Raw genomic sequence first — 13,370 nt, forward strand, 5'->3', positions numbered from 1 at the left:
AATACGGCCTGATTCTGCCGCCCGGAGCCCGCACATTCCTATCGGGATCTCGCATACCCAGGCTATGGTTCCGCCTGAGGCTCGCGTGCTACGCTCATCGCATGCGATTCGACCTGACCGATCTGCGCCTCTTCCTGAACGTGCACGAAACCGGATCCATCACGGCCGGCGCACGGCGTTCCCACATGACCCTGGCGTCGGCCAGCGAGCGCGTGCGCGGCATGGAAGATGCGCTGGGGGTGCCGCTGCTGCTGCGCGAGGCGCGCGGGGTCGAGGCCACGCCGGCGGGCCGCACGCTGGCGCACCATGCCCGGCTGGTGCTGGGGCAGATCGACCGCATGCGCGGCGAACTCGACCACTACGGGCTGGGCCTTAAAGGCCACGTGCGCGTGCTGTGCAACACCACGGCGCTCAGCGAATACCTGCCGGCGGTGCTGGGCGCGTTTCTCAAGGACCACCCGCGCATCTCGGTGGACCTGGAAGAACGTCTCAGCCATGAAATCGCCGACGCATTGCGCGCCGGCGCGTGCGATATCGGCGTGCTGGCGGACTCGGCCGATCTGCACGGGCTGCACGCGCGCGTCTTCCGCCACGACCCGCTGACCCTGATCGTCCCGCAAGGCCACCCGCTGGCCGAGCGCGCCCAGGTCCTGCTGGAAGAGGTGGCGGGGCACGAGTTCGTCGGGCTGGTGGAAGGCAGCGCGCTGCAGGAACACATCGCACACCACGCGCGCCGCAGCGGCAGGCCGCTGTCGTACCGCGTGCGCCTGCGCAGCTTTGATGCCGTGTGCCGGATGGTGGGCCAGGGGGTGGGAATCGCGATCGTGCCGCGCGTTGCCGCGGCGCGCTACGCGCGGGCCGCTGGCGTGCGCCGGGTTGCGCTGGCGGATGGTTGGGCCGCGCGCGACCTGGTGCTGTGCGTGCGCGACGACCTGCCCGCCTATGCGGCCGAACTGGTGGAGTACGCCTTGCGCGACGCGCCCGCCTCGCCCGAGGCTAGCGGACGAACAGGCCGCGCCGGCGCAGGTGGCCGCGGCCGAACCAGGAGCCCGACGCCACAGCGCCCAGGATGACCAGGCCATATACGCACATGGCCACGGCGGCGATCACGAAGAACAGGGTCAGCGACCCCGTCAGACGCAGCGCCAGCCCGCCCGCGCCGATGCCGATCAAGAGGCGCAGCAGGCCCGCCATCAGAGGCCACTTCAGGCGCCCGGCGCCCTGCGACGCGAAGTACAGCGAAAAGCCCAGCGCAAAAAAGCCGTAGACCGGGCCGACCGTGCGCAGATAGCTGGCGCCGGCTTCCAGCATGTGGTCCTGCGCGCCGAAGAGGCGCAGCCACGCCTCGGGGAATGCCGCCGCCGCCAGCCCGATGGCTTCGGCCAGCACGAAAGCCATTGCGCCGCCGGTCAGCGCGATGCGCAGGGCGCGTTCCGGCTGGCCCGCGCCGATGTTGGAACCCACCATTGCGACCATGGGGGCGCCCAGCCCGAAGGCGATCGGCATCAGCAGGTATTCCAGCCGCACGGCGACGCCATAACCGGCGACGGCCGCCTCGCCCGCCCAGGCGCCCACCAGCGCGGCGGTCAGGGCCACCAGCGCGTTGGTCATGAGCGGATTGATGGTGGCCAGCGCGCCCACGCTCAGGATGTTGCGCATCAGGCTGGCGTGCAGCCGGCTGGTCACCAGCCTGGCCGCGTTGCGCCCGCTGGCGCAGTAGGCGCCCAGGATCAGCGCGCCCGCGCCGTAGTAGATCACCAGCGCCCAGCCGCCGCCGGCCACGCCCAGCGCCGGAAACGGGCCCCAGCCGAAGATCAGGCACGGCGACAGCGGAATCAGCAGCACCGCGCCTCCGCAGATGACCGCGCCGGGCACCAGCATATTGCCCGTGCCGCGGATGGCGCTGGCGAACGCGTTCATCAGCCACATCAGGACGATGCCGCCAAAAATGACGTTGGAATACGCCAGCGCGGCTTCCAGCGCCGCGCCCTCGGCGCCCAGCGCGCGGTACAGCGCCGGGCCGAACGCCAGCAGCAGCGCGCAGAAAACCAGTCCCAGCAGCGCATTCAGCACGACGGCGTGCAGCACGAGCTGATCCGCTTCCTGCTGCCGGCCGCCGCCCAGGGCGCGGGCCACGGCGGCAGAGATCCCGCCGCCCATCGCGCCCTGCGACATGTTCTGCATCAGCATGAGCACCGGGACAACCAGGGCCACGCCCGCCAGCACCGGCGTGCCCAGCCGCGCCAGGAACCAGGTTTCGATCAGGCCGGTGGACGACTGCGCCAGCATCATCAGGATGTTCGGCCAGGCCAGGCGCGCCAGGGTGGGCGCGATGGGCGCGTGCAGCATGGCGTGCAGGCGCGCGTTGGCGGGGCGTGGCGGCGTGGACGCTGGCATGGGGCGGGCCGGTGGAAAGGGTTGATAAAATTTACGTGCATATGCCGATATCTGTCAATAATAGGCTGGACGCGAACCCGGCCCGGCAGTAGCGTTAAGTCCTTGTCCCGCCCACCCTTGATTCCCGCACGCCATGTCCGACGCCCCGCTTTTCGGCCCCGCCGTCACCCCGGACCCGCTCATCTGCAATGGCGCCGCGCTGCGCAAGGCGACGCGGCGCGTGTCGCAGTTGTATGACACGGTGCTGGCGCCTTGCGGACTGAAGGTGTCGCAGCATTCGATCCTGGTCCATATCGCGCGGGCGGGCGCGCCCTCCATGACCGACCTGGCGCGAGCCATGGTGCTGGACCGCTCGGCGCTGGCCCACAACCTCAAGCCGCTGCAGCGCGACGGCTATGTCCGAATGATGCGCGACCCGCTGGACGGCCGCAGCCGCCGGGTCGAACTGACCGACGCGGGCAGCGCCAAGCTGGCCGAGTCCCGGCGCCTCTGGAAGGACGCGCAGAACCGCTTCGAGGCCGCCTACGGCGTGGAACGCGCCGCGGCCCTGCGCCGGTCGCTCGCCGATATTTTTTCCGACGAATTCGCGCTGGCGTTCAGCCGGGGCTAGGGCCTGCGCGCCCGCCCCAGCAGCAGGACGCCGCCCAGCACGCAGGCCATGCCGCCCAACTGCGCGGCGCCCAAGGGCTCGCCCAGCAGGCCGGCCGCAAGCAGCACCGCCGAAACCGGCGCCAGCGCCGTGAACAGCGCGGCGTCGGACCCGCGCACCCGCGCCGCGCCGGCATACCAGAGCAGGAAGCCGCCCACCGTCGGCGCCAGCGCGTAGTACGCCACCGCGGCCAAGGCGCCGGCCGGCAGGGGCAGGGTCCATGGCGCTTCCGCCAGGCTGGCCAGGGCGGAGAACGCCAGGCCGAAGCCGGTCATGATTGTTGAAAGCGCAAGCGGCGCCACCGGCGTGCGCAGACGCTTGTTGAGCAGGATGAACAGGCCTTCGCAGACCACCGCCCCAAGGATCAGCGCGTTGCCGGCCAGCGAACGCTCGCCGTCCGGTCCCGTCGCGCCGCGCGACATCAGCCAGACCCCGAAGGCCGCGGCGCCGATGGCGGCAAGCGCGGTCCTGCCGGGGCGCTCGCCCAGCACCAGGACCGCGATCGCGGCGGTGACCAGCGGCAGCGTGCCCAGGATGATGCCGCCGTCCACCGCCGACGCGCGCTGCAGTCCCGCGATCAGCAGCGTGGTGTAGCCCACGCTGCCGGCAATGGCCTGCACCGCCAGCAACAGCCAGTCGCGCCCGCACAGCTGGGGGATACGCGCGCCGGACAGCGCCATCAGCAGCGCGAAGCAGGGCAGCGCGATGGCAAAGCGCAGCGCGGTGGCGGTGAAGGGCGGCAGGCCGGTCCCGATGATCTTGCTGGCCACTACGGTGCTGCCCACCAGCGCCATCGCCGCCGCCAGATAGAGGCAGCCTCGCACCCGCTCGTTCACGTTCATTGCCGCCATCCCGATTGAAAGGACGCAGCGTAGTGTCGGGACGGGCGCGGGGTCTTGAATGAAATTGCAGCGGGCCGCGTGTCAGGCCCGGCCGGCCGCCAGCGCATAGCGGCCCGGCGATACGCCGTAGGCGCGCACGAACAGGCGCGTCATGTGGCTCTGGTCGGAAAAACCGCCCTGGGCGGCCGCGTCCGCCAGGGACGCGCCCTGGCGTATCAGCTGGCGCGCCAGCTGCAGGCGGCGTTGCGTCTGGTACGCGTGCGGCGTCAGTCCGGTGGCGCGGGCGAAGGCGCGCAGCACCTGGAAGCGGCTCAGGCCGCAGGCGCCGGCCAGGTCGGCAAGCGTCAGCACGGCGGCGGGGTCGTCGTCGATCAGTCCCCGCGCATGGCGGATGGCGCCCGGCACGGCATGGCGCGGCGCGAGCGGCGGGGCGGCGCCGCGCGGACCGCCAGCCTGCGCCAGGACGCGCAGCAGCAGTTCGCCGCAGGCCAGCGCCGGGGCGCCGCCCGTGGCGTGCGCATACAGCGCCAGCAGGTCCCGCGCCAGCGCCGGGCGGTCCTGGGCGGGGTGCTCGAATTCAAACTGGCGCGAACCGCCGCCCGGCCAGCACGCCCAGATGTCGGCCGCGGCATCGGCAACCACCTCAGGGTCCAGGTAGAGCATCTGCCAGGCGCGCACGCCGCCGCCGATCGGCGCGCCGTCGTGGACTTCGCCGGGATTGACGGTGATGACGTAGCCGGGTCCGGCCTGCACCGGGCCGCGTCCGCTGTGCGATGCCTGTGCGCCCTGGCGCAGGACGCCGATGCCGAACTGGTCGTGGGTATGCCGCGCGAACGTGCGCCCGCTGCGCGCCGCGACCGCCTGCACGCCGGCGATGGCGCTGCGCTGCATAAGGAACTGAGCTGTGGTCATGGGCGAACGGGGGGCGGAGGGGACGGGCCAGTATCGCTCCCCGCGCCCGGGGCGATCAAGCTATTGCAGCCCGTTCCAGCGCGCCACCGAGGGTTCGGCCGCGGCCCACTTCCATTGCCCGTCCTGTTGCCGGCAGATCGTGCTGGCGTAGGCGGCGGGCGCGGCTTCCTGCTCCACCGTGAACAGCACTTCGCGGCAATGGGCCAGCGGGGTGTCGATGTCGCGCACGGCCTGGATGGAACCGCGTTCGTTGCCGACAGGCAGCGTCCGCTTGACCTGCCATTGCCGCACTTCGCCGATGGGCAGCGCGCCGACCGCGTTGGCCATGACGTTCTGCTGGTCGTTCTTCCATTCGCGCAGGACGTACTTCACCGTGGCGTCCACCGCCGCCTGCACCGAGACCCCGATCGCGTAGCCGGCGACCGGGTTGGCTGTGGCCGCGCCGCTCAGGGTGCCGACCACCGCGCCCGTGGCGGGACCGATGGATGAACTCTGGCAGCCGGCCAGCCCCAGGCTGGCGGCCAGCGCCAGCATGCCAACGCGGCGCATCACTGGAGCGAGCCCCAGCGCGCCGTGGCCGGTTCGGCGCTGGCCCAGCGCCAGTGCTCGCCGTCGCGGCACACGGTGGTGACGTAGAACTCGCGCAGCGGATCGGCGCCGGGCTTGTCGGCGGGCGTGTCGATCGAGAACACCACTTCCTTGCATTGCAGGTTGGCGCCGCCGATCAGCCGGCTGACCGTGACTTGGCCGCGCGCGTCGCTTTCGATGGGAAGCCGGTGCTTCACGTTCCAGTCGGCGACCTTGCCGACCGCCAGCGGGCCGGCGGCCATGGCGATGGCGTCCTGTTCCTCGCCGCGCGTCTGGCGCTGCGCGTAGGCCAGCGCGGCCTTGGCGCCGGCCTGCACGCCCAGGCCGATGCCGGTGGCGACGGTGGGGTTGTCCGTGACTTTGTTGGCAATGGCGGTGCCGGCGATGCCCGCCGCGGCGCCGGTGCCTTCACCGAGCAGCGAGCTGCAGCCCGACAGGGCGGCCAGCGCGGTCAGTCCCAGCAAGAAAAGCGCGCGGCGGCTCGCGTCGGTTGGCGAGATGGTGAACAAGCTGCGTGCCCTCCTGCGTGAAAAATTGGCGGCGCAAGTATAGGAGGGCAGGCGGGCCCGCGGGCGCGGGCTTTACATTTGTTGGCAATTCCGCCCCGGTCGCGGACGGAAAAAAATCACGCTGCCGGGTGCTGCGCCAGCGCGGGCCTGGCGCGCCGCGCGCGCCAGGTGCGCAGGATCAGCTTTTCGATCTCTACGATGCAGAAGAGCACTCCGGCGGCCACCAGGGTCAGCGTCCAGTATTCGGGCGGCAGCGGCACGGTGCCGAAGACGCGGTTCATCCACGGCAGATAGATCAGGGCGCATTGCAGCAGCCCCAGCAGGATCGTGACCAGCCAGAGCGCCTTGTTGCGGAACATGCTGGGCGTAAGGGGGAACCGGTCCTGCAGGCGGCAGTTGAACAGGTAGGCCCATTGCGCCGTCACCAGCGTCTGCAGGATGACGGTGCGGATGAAATCCGGTTCGCGGCCGGCGGCGAGGAGGCTTTTTTCGATGATGAAGGCGGACGCCGTGAAGAGGATGCCCACGAAGGCGATGCGCCAGATGGCGAAGCCGTCCAGGATCGACTTCTTGGGGTCGCGCGGCGGGCGCTGCATCATGCCGGGTTCGGCGGGTTCGAACGCCAGGCCGAAGGCCAGCGTGATGGACGTGGCCATGTTCATCCACAGGATCTGCAGCGGCGTCAGCGGCGCCAGCGCGCCCGCCAGCAGCGCGGCGATGACGAGCAGCCCCTGCGCCAGGTTGGTGGGCAGGATGAACAGGATGGTCTTCTTCAGGTTGTCGTAGACGCGGCGCCCTTCGCGCACCGCGTAGGCGATGGAGGCGAAGTTGTCGTCCGCCAGCACCATGTCGGCGGCTTCCTTCGTGACCTCCGTGCCCTTGATTCCCATCGCCACGCCCACGTCCGCCTGCTTGAGCGCGGGCGCGTCGTTGACGCCGTCCCCCGTCATGCCGACCACTTCGCCCAGGCCCTGCAGCGCGCGCACCAGGCGCAGCTTGTGCTCGGGGCTGGTGCGGGCAAAGATGTCGTGGTCGCGCGCCAGCGCGGCCAGCTCGTCGTCGCCAATCTGCTGCAGCTGGGCCCCGGTGATGGCTTCGCGCACGTGGGTCATGCCCAGCATGGCGCCAATGGCCAGCGCGGTCTCGGGATGGTCGCCGGTGATCATCTTGACGCGGATCCCCGCCTGGTTGCACTGGGCGATGGCCTCGATGGCCTCGGGGCGCGGCGGGTCCATGATGCCGGCTACGCCCAGCAGGATCAGCCCGTCCTGGAAGTCCGCATGATCCAGCGCGGTGGCGCCAGGCTGGCCCGGCTTGCACGCGGCGGCCAGCGTGCGCAGCCCCTGGTGCGCAAAGGCCTCCAGGCCGCTTTCCCAGTACGCCAGCCGCAGCGGCTGCGGCCCGTGTTCGCCCTGTTCCTGCGCGCACAGGCCGAACAGCACGTCGGGCGCGCCCGTCACGTAGATCAGGTTCTCGCCGTGGTCGTCGCAGCGGCGCGCCATGTACTTGTAGCTGGAATCGAACGGCACCTTGCCATGCTTTTCCACGCTGTCCAGCCCCTGTCCCGCCTTGGCCGCCAGCACCATCATGGCGCCTTCGGTCGGGCCGCCCACGATCCGCCACTGGCCGTCGGCGTCTTCATGCAGCTGGCTGTCGTTGCAGATCGCCGCGGCGCGCACGAAGCGCGTCAGCGCGTCTTCGTGCCGCCAGTCCACGGGCAGCCCGTCGGACTCCCGGGTGATCTCGCCCTCGGGCCGGTAGTTGTCGCCGGCCACGCGGTAGACTCCCTGCGCCAGCAGCACGTTCTTGGCCGTCATCTCGTTCATGGTCAGGGTGCCGGTCTTGTCCGAGCAGATCACCGTCATGGCGCCCAGCGTCTCTACGGTGGGCAGCTTGCGGATGATGGCGCGGTTGCGCGACATGCGCTGCACGCCCAGCGACAGGATGATGGAAATGATGGCGGGCAGCCCTTCGGGCACGGACGCCACCGCGATGCTGATCAGCGACATCAGCAGATCGGGCAGCGGCATGTCGAGCACGTAGCGGCCCAGCAGGAACAGCGCCGCCACCATTACCAGCACCACCTGGAAAATGCGCTTGCCCAGGAGCTGCATCTGCCGCAGCAGCGGTGTCTGCAGCGCCTGCACGTCGCTCATCATGCGGTTGATGTGGCCGATTTCGGTATCGCTGCCGGTGGCGACCACGATGCCGCGCGCATTGCCGGCGCTGACATGGGTGCCGGAGAATCCCAGGTTCAGGCGATCGCCCAGCGGCGCGTCGCCCGGCAGGGGCGCTTCGTGCTTTTCCACGACAGTGGATTCGCCCGTCAGCATGGATTCCTCGACCCGGAAGTTGTGCGTGTCGAACAGGCGCACGTCGGCCGGAATCTTGTCGCCCGGGCGCAGGATCACGATGTCGCCTGGCACCAGGTCGCGGGCGTCGATCTCTTCTTTCTGGCCGTCGCGCACCACCCGGGCATGGTTGGACAGCATGTTGCGGATGCCGTCCAGCGAGCGTTCGGCCCGGCTTTCCTGCACATAGCCGATGACGGCGTTGATGACGGCGACCGCCAGGATCACGCCGGTGTCCAGCCAGTGGCCCATCAGCGCCGTGACCAGCGCCGCGCCCAGCAGGATGTAGATCAGCACGTCATTGAAATGGCCCAGGAAGCGCAGCCAGGCGCTACGCCTGGCCGCTGGCGGCAGGGCGTTCAGGCCGAAGGTTTCCTGGCGGCGCCGGATCTGGTCCTGGGACAGGCCGGACGGGCTGGTGACTTGCGCAGCCATCGTCTCGTCGACAGAGAGCTGGTGCCAGGTTTGGGGAACTTGCGGAGCCTGCGTGTTCGCCTGCGTCATTGCCTGTGGCCTCCCGGAGGGCTGGCGCCGTGACCGGGCCGGGAGCGGGGCCGCACGGGTCAGTCCGGGCTTCATGATACGCCCGGGCGCGCCGACCCGTGTTACATGGGCGGACGGGCGCCCTTGGTGTAGACCTCGCGCAGGGCCGCCGCGAATTGCGCGTCCACGTTGCGCCGCAGTCCGTCCGACCGCGTGAACAGCGAGATCGGGGGCAGGGTCCAGTCGAAGGAATAGGGCACGATGGCCGCGCCGGCGATGCGGACCAGTTCGTCCGCGATGTCGGCGGGCAGGATGGAGACAGCGCGGTCGCTGGCCACGATCATTTCGCCGATCAGTTTGGACGAATCGCTTTGCACCGACGGCGGGGGCGGCGCCAGGCCGGCGCGCAGGAAGATGTCGGCCACCTGTTCGCGGATCGGGCTGCCGGGCGTGCCCAGGATCCAGTCCAGGTCGGCCAGCCGGTTCCATTCCAGTCGCGAACGGCCCAGCCGCGCCGCCAGGCGGCGGCTGGCGATCAGCCGCGGCTGCTGGTGGTACAGCACCTCGAAGCCGATGTTGCTCAGGTCGACCGAGGGCGTGGCCCAGCCCACGACGACGTCCAGCGTGTGGTCGCGCAGCTGGCGCAGCAATGCGGGGCCCTGGCCTTCGTGGATGGTGGCGGTGATGCGCCGCCCCTGCGGCAGGGTGCGGCCGATGGCGGCCGACAGCATCTGGCCGGACACAAAGGGGATGACCCCGATATGCAGGTGGGCGGCATGGCCCGCCGCCACGGCTTCCATTTCCTGCACCAGGTGGCCCAGGTCGTGGACCAGCCCCCGGGCGCGGGCCAGCACCACGGCGCCCATCGGGGTAGGCGTCATGCCCCGGACCGAACGGTCGAAGAGCGGCACGTCGAACATGCTTTCCAGTTCGGCCAGGGCGTTGGTTACGGCCGGCTGGCTGGTGGCCATGTGCTCGGCCACCCGGGTCAGCGACCCGTGCTGCTCGATTTGCAGCAGCAGCATCAGGTGGCGCATCTTCAGGCGCGAGGTCAGTTTCCGGACGACAGCATCCGGATCAAAGGGTGTCATAGAGAGACCATAATCTAATGCTTATGGAACAATATTAAATCCGAATGAATGCCTTATGTCTCGGGGCCTAGAATTTTTCCCATTCAAGACAGCGAGGCTACAGCCCCATGAAGACGCAATCGGACCGCCAGGCGGCACTGGATTATCACGAGTACCCCACCCCGGGAAAGATCTCGGTCGTGGCCTCCAAGCCGCTGGTCAACCAGCGCGACCTGGCCCTGGCGTACTCGCCCGGCGTGGCGGCGGCCTGCGAGGAAATCGTGGCCGATCCGGCCAACGTGTACCGCTACACCGCCCGCGGCAATCTGGTCGGCGTGATCACCAACGGCTCCGCGGTGCTGGGCCTGGGCAACATCGGCGCGCTGGCTTCCAAGCCGGTGATGGAAGGCAAGGCGGTGCTGTTCAAGAAATTCGCCGGCCTGGACGTGTTCGACATCGAGATCAACGAAACCGATCCGGACAAGCTGGTCGAGATCATCGCCGGCCTGGAAGCCACCTTCGGCGGCATCAACCTGGAAGACATCAAGGCGCCGGAGTGCTTCACCGTCGAGCGCAAGCTGCGCGAACGCATGAAGATCCCCGTCTTCCACGACGACCAGCACGGCACCGCGATCTGCGTGTCGGCCGCCTTCATCAACGGCCTGAAGGTCGTGGGCAAGGACATCAAGAAGGTCAAGGTGGTGACGTCGGGCGCGGGCGCCGCGGCGCTGGCGTGCCTGGATTTGATGGTGGACCTGGGCCTGCCGCTGGAGAACATCTGGGTGACCGACATCGAGGGCGTGGTCTATGAAGGCCGAACCACCCTGATGGACCCGGACAAGGCGCGCTTTGCGCAAAAGACCGACGCGCGCAAGCTGGCCGAAGTGATCGAGGGCGCGGACGTGTTCCTGGGCCTGTCGGCCGGCGGCGTGCTCAAGCCCGAGATGGTCGCGGCCATGGGCACGCGCCCGCTGATCCTGGCGCTGGCCAATCCCACGCCGGAGATCCTGCCGGAAGTGGCGCACGGCGTGCGCGACGACGTGGTGATGGCCACCGGCCGTTCGGACTACCCGAACCAGGTCAACAACGTGCTGTGCTTCCCGTACATCTTCCGCGGCGCGCTGGACGTGGGCGCCACGACCATCACCCGTGAAATGGAGAAGGCGGCGGTCTATGCCATCGCCGAGCTGGCCGAAGAAGAGCAGAACGAAGTCGTGGCCGCGGCCTACGGCACCTATGACATCTCGTTCGGTCCCGAATACCTGATTCCCAAGCCGTTCGACCCGCGCCTGATCGTGCGCATCGCGCCGGCCGTGGCCAAGGCGGCGATGGAAGGCGGCGTGGCCACGCGCCCGCTGGCCGACCTGGAAGCCTACGAAGAGCAGCTGCAGCAGTTCGTGTACCACTCGGGCGCGTTCATGAAGCCGCTGTTCTCGGCCGCCAAGCGCATCGTGCGCTCGGGCGGGAAGGCGCGCATCGTGTTCACCGAAGGCGAAGACGAGCGCGTGCTGCGCGCGGTACAGGTGATCGTGGACGAAGGCCTGGCCCGTCCGATCCTGGTGGGCCGCCCCGCCGTGCTGCTGTCGCGCATCGAGAAATTCGGCTTGCGCCTGCGCCTGGGCGAAGACGTTGAAGTCACCAACCCGGAATACGACGAGCGCTTCCACCAGTACTGGACGACGTACTGGGAACTGATGTGCCGCCGCGGCATCACCAAGGAAATGGCGCGCGTGGAAATGCGCCGCCGCCTGACCCTGATCGGCGCGATGATGGTGCACCTGGGCGACGCCGACGGCATGGTCTGCGGCACGGTCGGCGCCTACCATGATCATCTGCGTTTCGTGGACGAGGTGATCGGCCGCCGCCCGGGCCACAACGTGTACGCGGCCATGAACATCCTGCTGCTCAACGAGCGCACGGTGGTGCTGGTGGACACGCACGTGAACGACGAGCCCTCGGCCGAGCAAATCGCCGAATTCACGGTGATGGCCGCGCAGGAAATGGCGCGCATGAACCTGGCGCCCAAGGTGGCGCTGCTGTCGCGGTCGAACTTCGGTTCGGGCAGTTCGGCGTCGGGCGCCAAGATGCGCCGCGCGCTGGAACTGGTGCGCGAAGCCGCGCCGGACCTGGAAGTCGACGGTGAAATGCACGGCGATTGCGCGCTGGACGAGGCGCTGCGCATGCGCATCCTGCCGTCGTCCACGCTCAAGGGCGAAGCCAACCTGCTGGTGTGCCCGAACGTGGACTCGGGCAACATCGCCTACAACCTGCTCAAGACGGCGGCCGGCGGCAACGTGGCGGTCGGCCCCATTCTGCTGGGCGCCAACGCGCCGGTGCACATCCTGACCTCCAGCTCCACCGTGCGCCGCATCATCAACATGACGGCCATGACGGTGCTGGACGCCAACCGGGTGGACGCGCCCTGATCCCCGCGCCGCGCGCCGCCGCCTGAGCGCGGCGCCTGCGCACAAGAAAATGCGCGCCGTTCTTTAAAGAGCGGCGCGCATTTTTCATGGTCCGGCGGAATCAGTTGCTGCTGGCCTTCCAGGTGCCGTCCGGCTGTTTGCAGAACCAGAATTGCCAGGTTTCCGTGGTGGTGGTGCGGGAGAATTCCCCGACCAGGAAGCGGCAGACGCGGTCGTCTTTGACCTTCGTGGTCTTGGTGGGCGTCAGTTGCACCTTGATGGGCGCGGCTTTCTTGCGCTGCACGGTGCTGGTCCATTCAGTGCGCTGGCCGTCGGCGGAATTGTTCAGCGACTGCGCCACGGCTTCGTGGAACGACGCGCTGTCGGCCTTGGGAATCTGCGTGATGAGGGCGTCGTTGAGCATCACGGCCGGCGCGGCGACTGCCGCCGCCGACAGGCCGCAAGACATCATCACTGCAGCAAGAACGCGGGTATATCTCATCAAGATGGGCTCCCTGGTCTGCACGACCGTTGTTGCAATACGCGAGTTTGAGGCGTGGATCTGAGCCGATAGTACGCCAAAAAAGGCCGCCCAACCGGGCGGCCAAGGTACAACAAGGGGAGGGTAAATCTGAGGGCGGCTTACTTGCTGCCGGGGTACACGCCCTGGAAGGGCACGTTGTTCGGTTCAACGCTGCTGTCGCGGCCGGCGGCCTTGTCGGCGGCCTTGGCGGCGGCCAGTTCGGCCTTCACTTCGGCGCGGGTCTTGCCGGTGTGGGGCGTGCCGTAGACGCCCTGGAAGGGCACGTTGTTCGGTTCGACGCTGCTGTCGCGGCCGGCGGCCTTGTCGGCAGCCTTGGCGGCGGCCAGTTCAGCCCGCACCTGGGCGCGGGTCGGGCCTTCGTACGGTGTGCCGTAGACGCCTTGGAACGGAACGTTGTTGGGTTCGATGTTGGGCGAGGCGGCGTAGGCGCCGGCGCTCAGCGCGGCCAGGGTGAAAGTCAAAGCGGTAGCAAGGGTCTTCATGGTAAACCTCCGATTCAAGAGCCTGGGGGAGCGAATCCGGCGGCCTATCCGTCGTGGTTCGTTGCTGTTTCCCGATGGCTGAATAATGCGCCGATTAGAGGTAGGGATAAACCCGTATATCCGTAAAAGATATTTCCA

At 68.9% G+C, this 13,370-nt stretch carries 12 protein-coding genes; 3 read left to right on the forward strand and 9 right to left on the reverse strand.

All coding sequences use genetic code 11. From position 1 onward, the window contains the following. Window positions 1-101: 101 nt before the first annotated feature. Complete coding sequence (locus KYC_RS23880) at window positions 102-1,073, forward strand: LysR family transcriptional regulator (protein ID WP_008167291.1); 972 nt, start codon at window positions 102-104, stop codon at window positions 1,071-1,073. Here the strand turns inward: KYC_RS23880 and KYC_RS23885 are convergent. Next, complete coding sequence (locus tag KYC_RS23885) at window positions 997-2,397, reverse strand: MATE family efflux transporter (protein WP_008167292.1); 1,401 nt, start codon at window positions 2,395-2,397, stop codon at window positions 997-999. The genes KYC_RS23880 and KYC_RS23885 overlap by 77 nt on opposite strands. Before the next feature lie 133 nt (window positions 2,398-2,530). Here KYC_RS23885 and KYC_RS23890 point away from each other — a divergent pair, with 133 nt between their 5' ends. Then, window positions 2,531-3,007, forward strand: a complete 477-nt coding sequence (locus KYC_RS23890; protein ID WP_008167293.1) for a MarR family winged helix-turn-helix transcriptional regulator — start codon at window positions 2,531-2,533, stop codon at window positions 3,005-3,007. Here KYC_RS23890 and KYC_RS23895 read toward each other — a convergent pair. The 6 genes from KYC_RS23895 to KYC_RS23920 form a co-directional block, all read right to left on the reverse strand. Beyond that, window positions 3,004-3,897, reverse strand: a complete 894-nt coding sequence (locus KYC_RS23895) for a DMT family transporter (protein WP_008167294.1) — start codon at window positions 3,895-3,897, stop codon at window positions 3,004-3,006. The genes KYC_RS23890 and KYC_RS23895 overlap by 4 nt on opposite strands. A 72-nt stretch (window positions 3,898-3,969) precedes the next feature. Beyond that, window positions 3,970-4,800: a helix-turn-helix transcriptional regulator gene (locus KYC_RS23900; protein WP_043519152.1), complete on the reverse strand. Its 831-nt coding sequence runs from the start codon at window positions 4,798-4,800 to the stop codon at window positions 3,970-3,972. Between the two features lie 60 nt (window positions 4,801-4,860). Continuing rightward, on the reverse strand, window positions 4,861-5,349 hold the full coding sequence (locus KYC_RS23905; protein ID WP_008167298.1) for a hypothetical protein: 489 nt from the start codon (window positions 5,347-5,349) through the stop codon (window positions 4,861-4,863). Continuing rightward, window positions 5,349-5,897, reverse strand: a complete 549-nt coding sequence (locus KYC_RS23910; RefSeq protein WP_008167299.1) for a hypothetical protein — start codon at window positions 5,895-5,897, stop codon at window positions 5,349-5,351. The genes KYC_RS23905 and KYC_RS23910 overlap by 1 nt, the downstream gene beginning before the upstream one ends. A 116-nt stretch (window positions 5,898-6,013) precedes the next feature. Beyond that, on the reverse strand, window positions 6,014-8,752 hold the full coding sequence (locus KYC_RS23915) for a cation-transporting P-type ATPase (RefSeq protein WP_008167302.1): 2,739 nt from the start codon (window positions 8,750-8,752) through the stop codon (window positions 6,014-6,016). A 101-nt stretch (window positions 8,753-8,853) separates the two neighbouring features. Further along, entirely contained in the window at window positions 8,854-9,822 is a 969-nt protein-coding gene (locus tag KYC_RS23920) for a LysR substrate-binding domain-containing protein (protein WP_043519153.1), read from the reverse strand. Window positions 9,823-9,929: 107 nt separating this feature from the next. Here KYC_RS23920 and KYC_RS23925 point away from each other — a divergent pair, with 107 nt between their 5' ends. Further along, the gene (locus KYC_RS23925) at window positions 9,930-12,227 is read left to right on the forward strand and encodes an NADP-dependent malic enzyme (protein WP_008167304.1); all 2,298 of its coding nucleotides are present in this window, start codon (window positions 9,930-9,932) and stop codon (window positions 12,225-12,227) included. A gap of 100 nt (window positions 12,228-12,327) precedes the next feature. On the opposite strand, the gene KYC_RS23930 is transcribed toward KYC_RS23925, so the two are convergent. Beyond that, entirely contained in the window at window positions 12,328-12,708 is a 381-nt protein-coding gene (locus KYC_RS23930) for a hypothetical protein (RefSeq protein ID WP_043519154.1), read from the reverse strand. Window positions 12,709-12,848: 140 nt separating this feature from the next. Beyond that, complete coding sequence (locus KYC_RS23935; protein ID WP_008167306.1) at window positions 12,849-13,232, reverse strand: DUF4148 domain-containing protein; 384 nt, start codon at window positions 13,230-13,232, stop codon at window positions 12,849-12,851. Between the last annotated feature and the right edge of the window lie 138 nt (window positions 13,233-13,370).

Source organism: Achromobacter arsenitoxydans SY8, from assembly GCF_000236785.1.
GTDB classification, from domain to species: Bacteria; Pseudomonadota; Gammaproteobacteria; order Burkholderiales; family Burkholderiaceae_B; genus Achromobacter; species Achromobacter arsenitoxydans.